The sequence below is a fragment of the Acinetobacter sp. 24-47-64 genome, assembly GCF_057737055.1.
Genome location: NZ_CM173215.1, coordinates 1,304,945 through 1,321,719 on the forward strand (window position 1 = coordinate 1,304,945; position 16,775 = coordinate 1,321,719).

A 16,775-nucleotide genomic window follows, 5' to 3' on the forward strand; every position below is an offset into this window, starting at 1 on the left:
TGACTGAGTTGAGATTACTGCGTTACCTCTGCAGTTGCAGTATTGGCTGATTCAGGTTGTTTTAGTCCTTTTAATGCGAGCGCAATAAACGAAATAAATGTCGGAATTGCTAGGACATAGAAAATACCTGCAAGAGATAATTCAAAAGTAAAAATCAGTGATCCGTAGAACGCACCTAAGATCGCACCGATACGACCAATACCATGCATCCATGAAACACCTACACCGCGGCACACTGAAGGGTAGAACAGTGCTGTTAATGGAAGTAGTGATGATTGAGCACCCACTAATAATGCGCCGATTAAGAAAATTGCAATACCGAGTAAAACAATACTTTGGCTTACGAATGCTGCAACGAAGAACAATACAAATGCTGCGAGATAAGAATATTTAATCACAGTATTTGGATTAACTTTATCCATATACCACCCCATAAAGCATGCACCTATTACACCGCCGAATGGGAAAATCGCTGCAATTAAACTAAACTGTTCTGTTGTGAATCCAGCGGTTTTAAGAATAGTCGGCATCCAGCTGGTTAACAGATAAAATACCATTAGGCTGGTAAAGCAACACAGCCAAAGCATTGCTGAACCCCAAAAGTATTTGCTAAACAAAATTTTAACAGGGCTTTGTTTAGGATCTAATACTTCTGCTTCAGGTAGAACAAATACAGTACTTTGATCAAATGTTTGACCGTGAATCTTCTCAAGAATTGGTTTTGCTTTTTCTTGACGATTTTGTTTGATGAGGTATTGAGGTGATTCAGGTAACTTGGTAATCAAAAATACCAATACAATCAGTGGGATTACACCGCCGATAATAATGACATTTGCCCACCCTTGATTCTCTAATAAGAACGCAGATAAGACACCGCCACTTGAGATCCCTAACATAAATCCGCAACCTGCTAATCCGGTCAGGAATGCTTTACGTTTTAGAGGCATGTATTCGGATACCATTGTGCTGATATTCGGCATAGCCGCACCAAGTCCGACCCCTGTAATAAAACGATAGATCATAAGTTCTTGGGTGTTAGAAGCAAATCCACACATGATGGTGAAAATTGAAAACAACAAAGTCGTCATTACGATGACACCCTTGCGTCCAAATTTATCTGATAATGGTCCTGAGATAATAGCGCCGATCGACATGCCTACTAAGGCCGCACTGAGCACAGGTGCTAGATCTGGTTTTGAAATCCCCCAATCATCTAACAATGCTGGTGCAATAAAGCCTAAGATGCCAGTGTCTAATCCATCACAGAAAAAAACCAGAAACCCCAGAAAGAAAACTGTCCATTGTAAAGGGGACATTTTTTCCCGATCAATAACGTCATTTACAATTATTTTTTGCATTTAAAATTTCCATATATTCAAACGTTAGAACAAAAAAGGACTATCGTTTGCAAAGAATATTAACGATAGTCCTTAGTGATTGTCATCAGCTCATTTAATTATCTTGAGCTATGACTTTGAATAAACTTCTCACTGTAAACACGTCCGTTGTCTATCTGGTGATCAGCTAACCAATTTTTGACAGCATCGATCATTGGTGGCGGACCACACAAATACATATCGAATGCTGATTCGCTTAATTGCGATTGATCTAAATGTTCGTGGATAAATCCTTTTTTTCCAGTCCAATCATTAGAAGGTTGTCCGATTACGGGATGATACTCAAAGTGTGGAATCTTAGCTGAGTATGCTTTTAACCTTTCTTGTTCACACAAATCTTGCTCTTTGTTTACACCATAATACAGATGTACTGGTGGAATTTGAGGTTGTTTCACAATTTGATCTAGCATTCCTAAAAATGCTGACAATCCAGTACCTCCTGCGACAAAGACCAACGGCTTTTCTTTTTCCACTTCGCGAAGATAAAAACTACCTAGAGGGGCTTCGAGTAAAATGGTATCGCCAACTTTTGCCCGATCTCGCAAATAATCACTCATGAGACCTTGCGGCAGTAAGCGAATTAAAAACTGTAATTGATTACCTTCATTCGGTAGATTGGCGAAAGAATATGAACGCCAATCATTTGCACCAGGAATTTTTAATCGAGCATATTGACCCGGTAAATAATCAATTTTCTGCGTATGTTGACTGGCATCTACATGAATGATTGCCGTAGTTTCAGAGACTAATTCTACGTGAGTCACTTTGGTTTCGAGTTGAAGTGTTTCACCAGCATTACAGAAACTTGAGTCATGATCGAAATAGAATGCAGCATTCGATTGCACTCGTGTTTGACAAGCTAAAATTTTACGCTCTGCCAGATCACGTTCGGTTAATGCTTCTTCATCGACATAATCTTGAGTGTAATTGCCACTTTCACATTGCCCTTGACAGGTTGCGCAAACGCCTTCACGGCAGTCTAAAGGCAATGTGATACCTTGACGGAACGCAGCATCAAGTAAAAGCTCATCATTATTCACAGAGATAAAGAACGTTTTACCATCTGCAAAGTTGAGTGCAACAGAATGACTCATTCTTTTACTCCTTAAACGTGGTAGAAGTCGAGCACAGAATCAATTTTGTCATTCAACAAAATGGTGTGCTGTTTACGAATGCGGAAAGTGTCTTCATGTTGACGAAGGATATAAGTGACATGACCGTAAAAATAGCCTTCTAAACCTTGGCGGTTATAGAATGTCGACCAACCCGCTTTAACTTCTAATAATCCGTCTTCAAGTGTTTTTACACGGATGTTGTGAATCGCATGCATGAGACGCGGAAGGGGCGTAGCTGATGCAGCTTTACCAGTTCCTATACGGAATACGCGATCTTCAAGGCCAGCACGGTTTTCATAATAGATATATGAAAGCCCTTGGTTTGGATCAGTGACGTATTCATGGTCACTAATCCATTGTGGAATGTGGTATTCGCTGTCTTCGTCATAGAGTTCTAGATATGCGTCCCATTCATAGTTGTCACAAAGCGCAGATTTTTCATATAAAAATTGAGAAACTTGATGTACAAGAGCTTGTGTCATGATTAAGCCTCCTCAGTTGTCGCTTGTGATGCAGGGCATTCGTGTGGTTCAGAAGTATCTTCAGTGAGTTTAAGTGCTTTATTTTTTATGCCTTTTAACATGAGATCGCGCCAAACTTGGTGTTGATTGACATATAAACCTTCTTGAGTGATTTCAGTACCCGTGATGACTGGTTTGATCCCTAATGTTTGAGCATTCGGGCTGTCGCCATAATTCCACTTGTGATAACCGCGCGAAATGTCACTCCAGCGTTCTAAACGAGCTTGGAAACCACGCTGTTGTTCACGGAATTCGACTAAATCGTCAGGTGTGCCTAAGCCCGATACGTTGAAGAAATCTTCGAATTGACGAATACGGTTACGACGTGCTTCAGCCGACTCACCTTTAACACCAATACACTGGCTAATGACTTCAGTTTTATTCCACGCAACTGGACGAATAATACGAAGTTGCGAACTGATTTGATCCATAAAGAAAAGGCTTGGGTATAAGTTCAAGTTTCTGAGACGATGCATTGCCCATTCAGCACGTTTTTGACCATATTTTTCAACCAGATATGGCATCACAGTTGCGTAACCAGGACGTACAGTTGGGTTAGGCATGTCACTAAACAAAACGTTATGACCATTTTTAAATGAGAACCAACCATCATCAGTTGTGTCATCACCAGCACCTAATTTACTGTAATCAAGTGTGTCCTTTGGTCCTGTCCCTTTTTGTGCATTCAGTTGCTGACGATATTGAACTGTAGAGACATAGTTATAGTGAACAGTACTTACGTGGTAGCCATCTACACCATTTTCATTTTGTAGCTTCCAGTTTCCAGCAAAGGTATATGCTGATTTACCCGGTAAAACTTCTAATTCACCTGTAGGTGATTGTTCAACCATAAGATCAAGGAAAACACGTGTATCACCTAAATAATCTTCTAAGGTGTCTGTAGCTGTTGTATCTAAACTAACGAAGACAAATCCTTTATAACTTGCAATACGTGCTTTTTTTAGACCTCGTGATGATTTATCAAAGTCATCACAATACTCACCAGGAGCTTTAACTTTTACGAGGCGACCATCCGATTTGTAACACCAAGCATGGAACGGGCAGGTAAATGTGGATTGATTACCTTTAGCAACTCGGGTCAATGTAGCACCACGGTGCTCGCAGGCATTGACCATTGCATTTAAATTACCTTGACCATCACGGTTAATGATGAGCGGTTGGCGACCAATTTGAACAGTGACAAAGTCATTTGGTTTTGGAATTTCACTTTCATGACACGCGTAGATCCACACCTTTTCAAAGATCATTTCCATTTCTAGATCAAAAAGTTCTGGTTCAGTAAACATGTCACGTGCGATACGATAGACGCCATCCTCTGGTCGAAAATCGATACATCCTTCAATAAAATCATGCCATTCGATGCTGCTACGAGATCCCATGGTCTAACTCCTTATATCACTTGATTTCATTTATGTTTGAATCTATTGAACAGTGATTAACGGAGTCAGGCTATCCAGTTTGTTCTAATCGTTATCCATTTTTTCTCAAATATTTTATGGAGAAGGTAGTTAAAAATATGAGTGGGATTCAAAAGTCGTCCTTTGGGACTATAAAAACAAAAAGCCGATGCATCTTTGATACATCGGCTGATAAAAGCTAAAGGAAATCGTTATTTGGCAATTCCAAGCTCTGTCAAATGAAGTCTTAGGATTCGTCTTAATTCCAAAACAGCTTCAGGCGTTTCCTGAATTGAGTGACCACCTTTGATAATAATCTCAGATTGTGCCCCTTTAAGATGCGCACTCTGATAAGGCACGATCCCATCTGACATAACAGTAGGATCTTTACTCTCAGTCACATTCCCCATGATGGAGTGAAATTTAAATCCTTTAATTGGCGTCACAGGTGAGGTTAATTTGGTGAAAGGAGAGTTGTGACTCAGATCACTCGGACCATTTTGAATCAACCCATGACCTAAGTCTTTGACAAAATGTTTAATATTAATATCTTTATCTGAGAGCGATTCAGCAAATGCACCCAAAAATGCACCTGGCAACTTGATCACTTTACGCGCAGCTCGTGTAAACCAACGATCAGCATAATCTGTACCTCGATGAGGTGCTGCTAAGAAAATAGCACGATTGAACTGTGGCACAGGTTTGATTTGTAAACGAGCTTTAAATAAAGGTTCATTCTTAAAGCGGCTAATTTGAGAATTTTTTAATTGAGACAATGCAGGTTGTGTTAAATCAGCTTGGCTCACCAATAATCTTGAAATAATACCACCCATACTATGTCCAATCAGAACTGCATCTTTAGCTGATGCTGTAGATTGATCAAGTGAATTAAATGCTTGTTGAATGATCGCATTCACCTGAAAGCGACTTTCTAAAATTGGCATATTGGTTGAGTAAAATACTTGCCAAACTTGATAATGCTCTCTTAGAACATTATCTCCCATAATGTCATTGGTTAATGCAATCCAAGCTTCTGGACTGCTTGCAAGTCCATGCACCAAAACAATAATTTTTTTGTTTGGATTATAGGGTTCGAGCATAAAGAGATGAGGCATTGTGATTGTATTGTCACGATCAATCAAACTCAAATATGCGGCAGCACCTAAGTTATTTTCGGCAAGCCACAAACCATAAGGTGCAGAATAATTCGCAGCTAAGGGATAAACTTTTCCACCTACTTTTAATTGATCTAATCCATAAGGATCATAAATATTCAGGGTGAAATGCGGGTCATTCAGAATATCCTCTACATTACTTTGACTCGCAGGCTCAGCGGTCATCGTGACTGAAAGATAACGTGGTGGATGAATGTTAGGATTACGACCATTTTTATAAGCGTGATTTAATGGATCTACAATATATTTACCCGAATCGCTATTTCGCTCTGGCGCTGGAAGCGTTGCGACAAATTCCGCACCGAAACCATCTCGACGGTTAATCGAACGCAATCCGCTAAAATTGAGATTGTAGCTTGAAAGCAGGCTATCTAATTTTCGATTAGCAATCTGAGGGTAATGGTCATAGTTGACGGTATAAATGCTTTGACCAATTTTTATTTGTTTGGGAACTTTTTCATCCGTATAGCGCATACCATAGGTCATCACCATTTTCGCCAAGGCTTGATTGTAGAAATCTCGTATTTGAACTTGTCTATTATCGAAAATACGGTCGCTTGGTTGGCGTTTTGTCTTGAATAGATAGGCATAACTATAACGAATACTTTTATCAAGCATTGCTAACTGTTGGTCAAGACATTGACTATAGTTTTCTTGATGAAGTTTTTGCTTTTCTTCTGACTGATATTTATTAATTAAACTGGTATTACAATCAGAAGAATTACTGAGGGTTAATGCCCGTGTCAAATATGCTTCACTTGCAGTTGAATAAAGTTGTTCATCTTGAATTTGTTTTATTTTTTTTAGATCAGATACGCATTTATCTGGATCATTAGAGCAACTTTCAGCCTCACTGCCTGTCATGGAGAGGACATTCAGACTCGCTTCACTCATTTTTTTACGCGTTAATATGCTATCTCGTTCATTCGCGATCGAAACATTAAGCGCTTGATTTTTTACACTGACGACTTGGCAGCCTGTCATAAATAGTGGTGTTGCGAGCAGTAGGACGCCGATGTATTTATTGTTCATCATAAACATATTTTCAACTGTCAGCATGAATCATTAACGCTGAGCATACGTTATTTTTAGGGAGATAAAAATAAGTGCTAAAAAAATAGACTGAATGATCAGTCTATTTTTTTTTTAATAAGATTATGATTTCGCTGGATTGTTTAAAATTTGCCAAACATTGTAACGACCTTGTTTCTCAATTTCTTGAATCAAGCGGTCAGCAACTTCAGTTTCTTCAGGATATTTCACTTTGTAATTTTTTAAAGTTGTGATTGCATTTTTCTTTTGGCTCAATGCGAGGTAGTTATTAACAGCTACGAGATAAGCTTCTTGAACACCCGCTTTGATGGCCTTATCGATATATGGAATAGCTTCTTTTTGACCACCACCTTCAGACAAAGAGAAACCAAACCAGAAGTTCGCTTCAGCGTCTTCTTTGTTGATCTTAAGGATTTGTTGTGCATATTTTAAAGATTTAGTGGTGTAAGCAGAACCAAGATCAAGGTTACGACCCAATATACTTGCTTTAAATGCACGAATTAGGATATCGAATGACGCGTTATCTTTCGCTGCTAAAGTATCTAGTTGAGCTGAAACTTCACGTAATTTAGCTTCAAAACCGCGACGTTCTTGACGATCTGTAAAGCGAGGAGGATAGTGACGTGCTTTACCTTCAACCATCTGGAGGAAGTCATCAATTTCTGTAATATCGATTTCATTTTGACCCGCTAAAACCGTGTATTTCATCGCACGTTGTGAACTATTCACAGTCGGTACGATTAATTTGTTTTGGTCGAGGATCATCTTTCTGTTTGGATTATTTGGATCAGTCACCTCAAGTTTTTGAAGTGGTGCAGCAGCAGCTTTTTTTAGTTCAAGCTCGAATACTGGTGGTTGGCTATAATTAAAAGGATTTAATGCATAAAATGGCGCACTTAAATCAGGCTCAGAAAAGACGATTGGATCGTTTGTTTTAGATTGTTTTTTTACTGCTGGAGAGCTACAAGCACTCAATAATGAAACAGCGATCATGGTGGCAATAAGGGGCTTAATCGTCATATTTTCTTCCAATATTATGTTTTTAAATTCTAGTTCAGGTTGTATCTGAGTCTATGAAAAGACGAAACAACATGCAACTCAGATTCACCTAACTTAGTCAAACTTATACATTAAGCTTTTGATTGTGCAGTTTGAGCTTCGCACTCACGACGAACTTCGTCAATAATTTTTAACTCTTCAGCACTAAATGGTTGTCCATTACTTTGAGCGTTATTAAATGTAGGATCAAGTAATGAAAGTCGCTGACATAGAGTGTTCATGCGCTTTTCATTGTGCTGTATACGATCCAATAATACTCGCATACCTTCTAACATAGGATCTGATTGATCTTGGGTTGTCGCATAAGGCTGAAAACCGATGCTTTCTGCATAATTGCGTCGTTCAGATTCTTTGTCCAAATCTTTTTTCTGATTTTTGATAATAAATCGCGCTGGGTTGCCTACGGCAGTAGCACCTTCAGGGACTTCTTTAGTGACCACAGCATTTGAACCTACTTTCGCATTCTTATGCACGGTAAATGGTCCCAAAATTTTCGCACCTGCGCCAACGACTACACCATCTTCTAAAGTTGGGTGACGTTTGCCTTTATTCCAAGTGGTGCCACCTAATGTCACGCCATGATAGAGCGTCACATCATCACCAATTTCAGCTGTTTCCCCAATGACCACACCCATACCGTGATCTATAAAAAAACGTTTACCAATTTTGGCACCTGGGTGAATTTCGATACCAGTTGCGAAACGACTAAAAGAAGACAGCATGCGGGCAGAAGTTTTACACTCTTTTTTCCAAAGCTCATGCGCAACACGATGCATAATCAGTGCGTGAATTCCAGGATAAGTGGTTAAAACTTCAAATGTGTTGCGCGCCGCAGGATCGCGGGCAAACACAGCTTGAATATCTTCTTTAAGCTGTTTAAGCATCTTTTGATTTCTCTTTAGAATCTGACTTTTTCCATGTGCCATTGTTCAATGCCTGAACACGACTGAAAATACCTCTAAGAAGATGGTACTCCATACGATCTAATTGTATACGTCCGAATAAGCGACGCAAGCGTAAAGGCAATAATCGTGGGTTTTCTGGGTCTAAAAACTCGATTTCGTGCAACATTTTTTCAAAATGAGGATAAAATTGTTCCATCTGTTGATGTGTTACCAACGGCTCATCCCAATGCATAGAGTCTTCATCAGTCACTCTCATAACAGCTTGAGGATCTTCAACTTGTTCCATGAGAGCCGTGGTCGCCATTCGCATTTCATAGCAAATAATTTGAATGGCTTGAGCGACATTGAGTACGCCATAGTCTGTATTCACAGGGATGGTCACATGGTAATTCGCCATAGCCAATTCTTCATTGGTTAATCCGCGATCTTCACGCCCAAATATTACGGCAATTTCTTGTTGTTCTTTGATCACCGCTTGCATAGATTTATCAGCAGCAGGTCGAGCATCTAATAAAGGCCATGGAATAGTTCGGCTACGAGCACTTGTACCAAAGACTAAATGACAATCTGCGATGGCTTCTTCAAGCGTTTCTACAATCTGAATCTGATCAATTAAATCGGTTGCACCTGCTGCAAGTGCATCAATATCAGGATGAGGATAAGTTTTAGGTGCAACTAAAACCAATTTTGAAAGCCCCATGGTTTTCATTGCTCTAAGTGCGCTACCGATATTCGCAGGCAGGGTAGTATTCACCATGACAATACGCACATGAGACAAATGCGCTGAGACAGCAGCATTATCAATTAAATTCATAAATCTTCCAAAATTAAGAGTATTGACTGACTTCCGTCATGTATTGATCCATTGCTTCATCCATACTGATCTGGTCAGGTGGATAGGCATGTGATGTGATGACTGGTTCTGATTTTGGTTCTGCGGCGTGGGAACGTGCAGCTTTTGACTTGACATGATACTCCACATGTAAGGCCTCTTTACCAAAATAGTCGCGCAGTTTGAACAATAAGTCATCGAGTGGTGCGACATTCCATTGTGGTGGTAAATGAAAATCAGCCGTTGCATATGGAAAGTCGAGTTGTACTTGTAATGGCACATGCTGACACATATCTACATCACAAAATGGTTGAATGATCTGTGAAAGCTCTTGACCAAGATTTGGCTGAATATGCTCAGGTTGTAATTTGATGAGGATGTGATTCGCACGTTTTTGACGAATTTCGTTTAATGTAAACGCCTTAGTAAGGCGTCCCATCGGACGATCGAAGCCTTCACGTTCATAAATTTCACCTTCAATCACGATCACTCTTTCATTCACAATAATATCTTTAAAACGTTGGAAGCGTTCATGATTTGCTGAGACTTCAATTCGAGCAGTACCATCATCGAGTGTGATCATCATGCGGTTAGGGAAATTTGCGACATCCACAACCAAGCCGGCAAATACTGTAGTCACACCACGACGTGTTGGAGTCAGCTCATTAATTTTGTTAGAAATAAATGCTTTTAACTCGGGGCGATACACATCAATCGGGTGTCCCGTTAAGTATAAACCTAAGGTGTCTTTTTCACCTTTTAAACGGACTTCATCAGACCAAGGTTTTACAGGTTTAGTAGGTTTACGTTGAACTTCTTCAACTTCACCAAATAAATCCATAATGCCAGTTTCGCGATTTGAACGAGCTTGTTCGGCAGCTTGTACAGCTTCAGGCAATTGAGCCATTAAAGTCGCGCGTTCAAGGCCGAGACAATCTAATGCACCTGAGCGAATCAAAGCTTCAAGTGTACGTTTATTAATTTTCTTCAGATCAATGCGATGGCAGAAATCAAATAAATCTTTATAAGGTCCAAGTTGCTTACGTGAATCAATGACAGATTGCATTGCTGCTTCACCAACACCCTTGATTGCACCTAGACCATATACAATGGTTTTTTCATCAATTGCATGGAATTGATAAATCGACATATTGACGGAAGGTGGTAACACATCGAGACCATTGTTACGACAGTCATCAATCAAAAATACAATACTGTCTGTGTTTTGCATTTCCGAAGTCAGTACAGCGGACATAAACTCAGAAGGATAGTGTGCTTTTAACCAAGCCGTCTGATAAGCCACCAATGCATAGGCTGCAGCATGTGACTTGTTGAAACCATAGCCTGCAAATTTTTCCATATAGTCAAAGATATGGTTCGCCGTTTGCTCATCGATATCTTTTTTTGCAGCACCTTCAATAAAGATTTGGCGTTGTTTAACCATCTCTTCAGGTTTCTTTTTACCCATCGCACGACGAAGTAAGTCCGCACCACCTAGACTATATCCTGCACAATACTGAGCTGCTTGCATAACCTGTTCTTGATATACCATAATCCCATAGGTAGGTTCTAAGACACCTTCTAATAGGGGATGTAAGTATTCGAACTCTCCACCATGCATACGATGAATAAAGTCTGGAATTAGATCCATTGGGCCCGGGCGGTACAATGACACGAAGGCAATAATTTCTTCAAATTTACTTGGGCGTGCTTCCTTGAGCATTTTTTTCATGCCCACGGATTCAAATTGGAATACAGCAGTGGTATTTGCTTCGGCAAATATTGAATACGCTGCTTTGTCATTCAGCGGAATATTTTCAATCTTTAGAGGTATATCAAACTTTAATCGTTGGTTAATGTGCTGAATAGCATCTTCAATTACAGTAAGATTTCGCAACCCCAAGAAGTCAAATTTAACAAGTCCTGCCGCTTCAACATCGTCTTTATCAAATTGAGCGACACGACCAGTACCATCTTCTTCACACAGTACAGCTGAGAAGTCCGTAATCTTGGTCGGTGCGATTACAACACCACCTGCGTGCTTACCAGTGTTACGCGTTATTCCTTCAAGTTTAAGCGCCATTTCCCAGATTTCTGAAGCATCTTCATAATCTGGGTTGGATGGGTTGGTTACAATATCTTTAAGTTGTGGTTCTGCTTCTAAAGATTCTTCTAAACTTAAACCTAAAGGTTTAGTCGGGATCATTTTAGAAATACGATCTGCTAAGCCGTAAGACTTACCTAAAACTCGTGCAACATCACGAATTGCGCCTTTCGCTGCCATCGTACCAAATGTTGCAATTTGAGATACAGCATCACGCCCATAAGTTCGTGCTACATAATCAATTACACGATCTCGACCTGCGATACAAAAATCCACGTCAAAGTCTGGCATCGAAACACGTTCAGGATTTAAGAAACGTTCGAAAAGAAGTCCGTATGGCAGTGGATCTAAATCTGTAATTTTTAAACTGTATGCAACTAATGAGCCTGCACCTGAACCACGACCCGGGCCTACAGGTACGCCATTGTTCTTGGACCACTGAATGAAGTCCATGACAATCAAGAAGTAACCTGGGAATCCCATCGAGTTAATGATCTTGATTTCAAAATCTAAACGATCGTCATATTCTTTGCGAATTTCAGGCCAGTCTTCTCCACGTTTCTCCACAGGATAAAGGTGATTAAGACGTTCTTCTAATCCTTCTTTAGACAAATGGGCAAAGAAGGTATCAATTGTATGACCTTCAGGAATTGGATAGTCAGGTAAAAAGTATTTACCTAAGCGAAGTGTCACATTACAGCGTTTAGCAATTTCAACTGTATTTTGAATAGCACTGGGGATATCAGCAAATAACTCCACCATTTGCGCTGTTGTTTTGAAATATTGCTCAGGGCTGTAAGTACGTGGACGACGATTATCACCTAAAACATAGCCATCTGCGATGCAGACGCGCGCTTCATGGGCTTCAAAGTCTTCTTCTCTAATAAAATGAACATCATTATGAGCGACAACACCGATTTGATATTTTGCGGCTAATTTAACAGCTTCAATAATAAAATCTTCTTCTTGTGGGCGATTGGTACGCGTGAGTGCTAAATAAACACGATTGCCAAATTTTTCGATCCAAGCTTCAAGTAAGGGTTCAGCTTTTTCAGGGCTACTTGAACACAGCATTTCTCCAACATCACTTTTAATCCCTAAAAGTGCAATCATGCCCGGCGCTTGTTCTAACACCCATTCTTTTTTTACACACGGGATACTGAGTTGTTGTCCTTCAATAAAGCCGCGCGATACTACTTCAGTTAAACTACGCCAACCCTCATTATTCATCGCCAGTAAAGTCATACGATGTGATTCATCATTCAAACGAATCACACTTCCTAAAATAGGTTTAATCCCTTTTTTAAGACACGAGGTATAAAACTTCACTGCTGCATGTAAGTTCGATAAATCTGTCATCGCGAGTGCAGGCATAGAATCCTGTACAGCAGACTTCATTAGATCAGGTATACGTACGATTGATTCAGTAATAGAAAATTCTGTATGAACACCGAGATGAACAAACTGCATAGATGAGTCCTTTACAAGAGCAGAGCGTATTTTATCATGCAAAGTGATTTAGAACTGAGAATCCACGATATTTTATATGATTCGCACAAATTATCTTCGATTTGAATAAAGGCGATTTTATATCAATCAAAAAAGTGCCATTCGGCACTTTTTTATAACATGAAAATTGGGCTTAATATTCCCAGAACATGCGTTGTATTTCTTTTGCATCTTTGGTTTTGGTTAAAGCAAGCGCGGTTAAAATTTTAGCTTTTTGAGGGTTGAAGTCATGTGCAACTACCCAACCATATTTGTCATCTGGCTGTTCGGCATTACGGAGAACGAATCCTTGTGGCACTCGTGAAGAACGTACAATTTGTATACCACTTTGCTGAAGTTGATTCAGCGTGGGAACAATATTTTTCGCGACTGAACCGTTTCCTGTACCTGCATGGACAATGGCTTTAACCCCAGCATTGGCATACGCTTGATAAGCATCAGGAATCATGTTGCCAGAGCCATAGACAATTTGAACTAATGGGAGTGTATCACCCTTAATATTCTCGATATTAAATTCTGACCGCTGATTAAATCGCTTAACAGAACTTCGGAACCAATAAGGTTTAGATTCTACCAACGTCCCTAAAGCTCCCCATTGGCTTACAAAGGCATTAGTATGAATATTAATGCCTTTAGTCACATCTCGAGCTGCAAAAATACTATCGTTCATAAGGACGAACACCCCCTTATTTTTTGCACTCGGGTCTGCTGCCAGAGCAACTGCACTATATAAATTTAGTGGGCCATCCGCAGATAAAGCCGTCGATGGGCGCATTGAGCCGACAACAACAATAGGTTTTTCCGTTTGTACGACTAGATTAAGAAAAAAAGCGGTTTCTTCTAAGGTATCTGTACCATGTGTAATTACAACGCCATTTACATCTGACTTTTTAACCAAATCATTGACTTGGCGGGCAAGGGAAAGTAATTCTTTGTCTGTAATGCTTTCAGAAGCAACCTGCATTGCTTGTACGCCGCTCACATTGGCTAAATCTTTAATTTGAGGAACGGCATTCAGTAAGTCATCCACTGGAACTTTTGCGGCAGTGTAAGTGGCGCTGTTGGTTGAGCTTGCACCAGCACCCGCAATCGTTCCCCCAGTTGCAACGACAACAACGTTATTTTTAGCAAAGCTCGTTAGGGGTAATAACAAGCCAATCGATAGAGTCAGTGCGGTTAGCGTCTTTTTCATCTTTTTTCCTAAATGTTTTTTATAGTATTGTGCATGGATAATGCTTAATCACGATAAAGGAAAAGAAGGGTGCTTGTATATAATCAAAATGAAATTAATATCATGAAATAATCAAAATATTAAATATAAAACCCCCAGATTGAAATCTGGGGGTTTTAAATACATCATTCACATAAAACGACTGAATTAACGCATTTTCGCCAAGAATCTTCCTAAACGGTTAATCGCTTCACGAAGTTCATTTTCAGCAGGCAAGAACACCACACGGAAATGATCAGGCGTAGGCCAGTTGAATCCTGTGCCTTGTACCAATAACACTTTTTCTGCTTTGAGGAAGTCAAGCATAAACTGTTCATCATCCTGAATCGGATAAACTACAGGATCAAGTTTAGGGAAACAATACATTGCACCTTCAGGTTTAACGCAACTTACACCTGGGATTTCATTCAACATTTGCCAAGCAATATTGCGTTGCTCATACAAACGACCACCTGGACGAATTAAATCGTTGATAGACTGGTAGCCACCCAATGCAGTTTGAATAGCGTATTGAGCTTGATGGTTAGCACACAGGCGCATTGACGCGAGCATATCTAGACCTTCAATATAATCTGCCGCACGAGTCTTATCACCCGTAATTGCCATCCAGCCTGAACGGTATCCAGCAATTCGATAGGATTTAGATAATCCGTTAAATGAAATACACAGTTGATTACCCGCAAGGGCAGCGACCGATACATGTTCGATTCCATCGTAAACGATCTTATCGTAGATCTCATCAGCAAATAAAATCAGGTCATATTTTTTTGCAAGAGCGACAATTTTTTCTAAGACATGGCGTGGATAAACAGCACCCGTTGGGTTGTTCGGATTGATAATCACGATCCCACGAGTATTAGGCGTAATTTTGTTTTCCATATCCTGAATATCAGGATACCAATTATCTTCTTCATCACATTTATAATGAATTGCTGTACCACCAGAAAGATTAACGGCAGCAGTCCATAATGGATAATCTGGCATTGGTACCAGCATTTCATCGCCGTCATCTAACAGGCCTTGCATAGCCATTACAATCAGCTCAGAAACACCATTCCCAATATACACGTCATTGACATGCATATTGAAAATACCTTTTTGTTGATAATACTGACAAACCGCTTTGCGGGCAGGGAAAATCCCTTTTGAGTCTGTATAGCCGATTGCATTTGGTAAGTTCAACGCAACATCATTGATAATTTCTTGAGGTGCTTCAAAACCGAAGGGCGCTGGGTTGCCGATATTGAGTTTAATTATCTTATGTCCGGCTTCTTCCATTTCGTTGGCGGCGCGTAACACAGGTCCACGAATGTCATAGCATACATGCTCGAGCTTAGACGATTTCTTAATTTCGCGTGGAGTAGTGTTACCTAAAACGGACATATTCCCATCCAATTATTTTTGAGTGAATAAAAATAGATTACTAAATATCACAATCTATGTAGAAATTTAGCTAGAAATTTTTCAAGCTCTAGCGTAAATATGAAGGTACTGAAGCATGACATTGAATGTCAAAGATTTAAAGGAGTTAATCATGGGAAAACTCAATAAAACAGACCGAGAATGGCAAAGAGAGTTATCACCAGAGGAGTATCGCATTACCCGTCAAAAGGGAACTGAGCCTGCTTTCACAGGGCGATATTGGAATACCAAACAAGAAGGAACTTATGTTTGTCGTTGCTGTGGCGAACCTTTATTTACTTCAGAAACCAAATATGACAGTGGTTGTGGATGGCCTAGTTTTTATCGTCCAATCAACCAAACAGTCATTGAAGAACATGACGATCACTCACATGGCATGATTCGTACTGAGATTGTTTGTCATCATTGTGACGCACATCTAGGTCATGTTTTTGAGGATGGACCTGAACCTACAGGTCTTCGCTATTGTGTAAACTCAGCTTCATTAGAATTAAAAACCCAAGAAAAAAATGATGAGGAAACCTATCCATGACCAATATTTATCAATTTGAGGCAGAATTGCTAGAAGGGGAAAATAAGCAATTTTCGGACTATGAAGGTAAAGTGCTATTGATAGTCAACACAGCCAGCAAATGTGGATTTACGCCACAATTTGCAGGGTTGGAAGCGCTGTATGAAAAGTATAAAGATCAAGGTTTTGAGGTACTAGGATTTCCGTGTAATCAATTTGGTGGGCAAGATCCGGGTACGCATGAAGAAATTGGTAGTTTCTGCCAGAGAAATTACGGTGTATCCTTTCCGATGTTCGCTAAAGTGGATGTAAAAGGTCCTGAAGCCCATGTGATTTTTCGGTATCTCACCAACAACAGCAAAGGCATTTTAGGAAGTGGAATTAAGTGGAACTTTACCAAATTTTTGATTGGAAAAGATGGCAAAGTGCTTAATCGATATGCACCTACAACTAAACCAGAAAGCATCGAAGATGATATTCAAAAAGCACTGGCTCAGTAAAAAAAATCAGCTCAATTGAGCTG

General features: G+C 39.8%; 13 protein-coding genes. 2 read left to right on the forward strand and 11 right to left on the reverse strand.

Translation table 11 applies throughout. The features are described from left to right. Positions 1–14: 14 nt before the first annotated feature. The 11 genes from AC1M85_RS06190 to AC1M85_RS06240 all read right to left on the reverse strand — a co-directional run bounded on the left by AC1M85_RS06190 (position 15) and on the right by AC1M85_RS06240 (position 15,702). The gene (locus tag AC1M85_RS06190; protein WP_092767747.1) at positions 15–1,358 is read right to left on the reverse strand and encodes an MFS transporter; all 1,344 of its coding nucleotides are present in this window, start codon (positions 1,356–1,358) and stop codon (positions 15–17) included. Positions 1,359–1,456: 98 nt separating this feature from the next. After that, the gene (gene antC / locus AC1M85_RS06195) at positions 1,457–2,491 is read right to left on the reverse strand and encodes an anthranilate 1,2-dioxygenase electron transfer component AntC (protein ID WP_180028207.1); all 1,035 of its coding nucleotides are present in this window, start codon (positions 2,489–2,491) and stop codon (positions 1,457–1,459) included. Between the two features lie 11 nt (positions 2,492–2,502). Then, complete coding sequence (gene antB, locus AC1M85_RS06200) at positions 2,503–2,994, reverse strand: anthranilate 1,2-dioxygenase small subunit (RefSeq protein WP_035266119.1); 492 nt, start codon at positions 2,992–2,994, stop codon at positions 2,503–2,505. A 2-nt stretch (positions 2,995–2,996) separates the two neighbouring features. Next, entirely contained in the window at positions 2,997–4,433 is a 1,437-nt protein-coding gene (antA, locus tag AC1M85_RS06205; protein WP_488213761.1) for an anthranilate 1,2-dioxygenase large subunit, read from the reverse strand. A 230-nt stretch (positions 4,434–4,663) separates the two neighbouring features. Continuing rightward, positions 4,664–6,667, reverse strand: coding sequence for an esterase/lipase family protein (locus tag AC1M85_RS06210; RefSeq protein WP_092767847.1), 2,004 nt, complete (start codon positions 6,665–6,667; stop codon positions 4,664–4,666). A 114-nt stretch (positions 6,668–6,781) separates the two neighbouring features. Continuing rightward, entirely contained in the window at positions 6,782–7,699 is a 918-nt protein-coding gene (locus AC1M85_RS06215; RefSeq protein WP_092767751.1) for an ABUW_2363 family tetratricopeptide repeat lipoprotein, read from the reverse strand. A gap of 110 nt (positions 7,700–7,809) precedes the next feature. After that, entirely contained in the window at positions 7,810–8,622 is an 813-nt protein-coding gene (gene cysE, locus AC1M85_RS06220; protein WP_488213762.1) for a serine O-acetyltransferase, read from the reverse strand. Then, complete coding sequence (locus AC1M85_RS06225; protein ID WP_481590734.1) at positions 8,615–9,457, reverse strand: RNA methyltransferase; 843 nt, start codon at positions 9,455–9,457, stop codon at positions 8,615–8,617. Before AC1M85_RS06225 ends, cysE begins: the two co-directional genes overlap by 8 nt. A gap of 13 nt (positions 9,458–9,470) precedes the next feature. Continuing rightward, the gene (gene dnaE, locus AC1M85_RS06230; protein ID WP_488213763.1) at positions 9,471–13,049 is read right to left on the reverse strand and encodes a DNA polymerase III subunit alpha; all 3,579 of its coding nucleotides are present in this window, start codon (positions 13,047–13,049) and stop codon (positions 9,471–9,473) included. A gap of 172 nt (positions 13,050–13,221) precedes the next feature. Further along, a complete protein-coding gene (locus tag AC1M85_RS06235) occupies positions 13,222–14,280 on the reverse strand; it encodes a type II asparaginase (RefSeq protein ID WP_481589306.1) in 1,059 nt (352 codons plus the stop codon). A 186-nt stretch (positions 14,281–14,466) separates the two neighbouring features. Continuing rightward, on the reverse strand, positions 14,467–15,702 hold the full coding sequence (locus tag AC1M85_RS06240) for a pyridoxal phosphate-dependent aminotransferase (RefSeq protein ID WP_481611766.1): 1,236 nt from the start codon (positions 15,700–15,702) through the stop codon (positions 14,467–14,469). 151 nt (positions 15,703–15,853) lie between these two features. Between AC1M85_RS06240 and msrB the strand changes: the two genes are divergently transcribed. Continuing rightward, the gene (msrB, locus tag AC1M85_RS06245; RefSeq protein ID WP_035266138.1) at positions 15,854–16,273 is read left to right on the forward strand and encodes a peptide-methionine (R)-S-oxide reductase MsrB; all 420 of its coding nucleotides are present in this window, start codon (positions 15,854–15,856) and stop codon (positions 16,271–16,273) included. Next, positions 16,270–16,752 carry a glutathione peroxidase gene (locus AC1M85_RS06250; protein WP_035266096.1) on the forward strand — a complete coding sequence of 161 codons (483 nt, stop codon included), beginning with the start codon at positions 16,270–16,272 and terminating at the stop codon, positions 16,750–16,752. The genes msrB and AC1M85_RS06250 overlap by 4 nt, the downstream gene beginning before the upstream one ends. The last annotated feature ends 23 nt before the right edge of the window (positions 16,753–16,775 follow it).

Coding starts and splice junctions, on each gene's coding strand:
- AC1M85_RS06240 (WP_481611766.1), bottom strand. CDS start 15,702: ATGTCCGTTTTAGGTAACACTACTCCACGCGAAATTAAGAAATCGTCT.
- AC1M85_RS06210 (WP_092767847.1), bottom strand. CDS start 6,667: ATGTTTATGATGAACAATAAATACATCGGCGTCCTACTGCTCGCAACA.
- AC1M85_RS06225 (WP_481590734.1), bottom strand. CDS start 9,457: ATGAATTTAATTGATAATGCTGCTGTCTCAGCGCATTTGTCTCATGTG.
- AC1M85_RS06250 (WP_035266096.1), top strand. CDS start 16,270: ATGACCAATATTTATCAATTTGAGGCAGAATTGCTAGAAGGGGAAAAT.
- dnaE (WP_488213763.1), bottom strand. CDS start 13,049: ATGCAGTTTGTTCATCTCGGTGTTCATACAGAATTTTCTATTACTGAA.
- AC1M85_RS06190 (WP_092767747.1), bottom strand. CDS start 1,358: ATGCAAAAAATAATTGTAAATGACGTTATTGATCGGGAAAAAATGTCC.
- msrB (WP_035266138.1), top strand. CDS start 15,854: ATGGGAAAACTCAATAAAACAGACCGAGAATGGCAAAGAGAGTTATCA.
- antC (WP_180028207.1), bottom strand. CDS start 2,491: ATGAGTCATTCTGTTGCACTCAACTTTGCAGATGGTAAAACGTTCTTT.
- antA (WP_488213761.1), bottom strand. CDS start 4,433: ATGGGATCTCGTAGCAGCATCGAATGGCATGATTTTATTGAAGGATGT.
- AC1M85_RS06235 (WP_481589306.1), bottom strand. CDS start 14,280: ATGAAAAAGACGCTAACCGCACTGACTCTATCGATTGGCTTGTTATTA.
- antB (WP_035266119.1), bottom strand. CDS start 2,994: ATGACACAAGCTCTTGTACATCAAGTTTCTCAATTTTTATATGAAAAA.
- cysE (WP_488213762.1), bottom strand. CDS start 8,622: ATGCTTAAACAGCTTAAAGAAGATATTCAAGCTGTGTTTGCCCGCGAT.
- AC1M85_RS06215 (WP_092767751.1), bottom strand. CDS start 7,699: ATGACGATTAAGCCCCTTATTGCCACCATGATCGCTGTTTCATTATTG.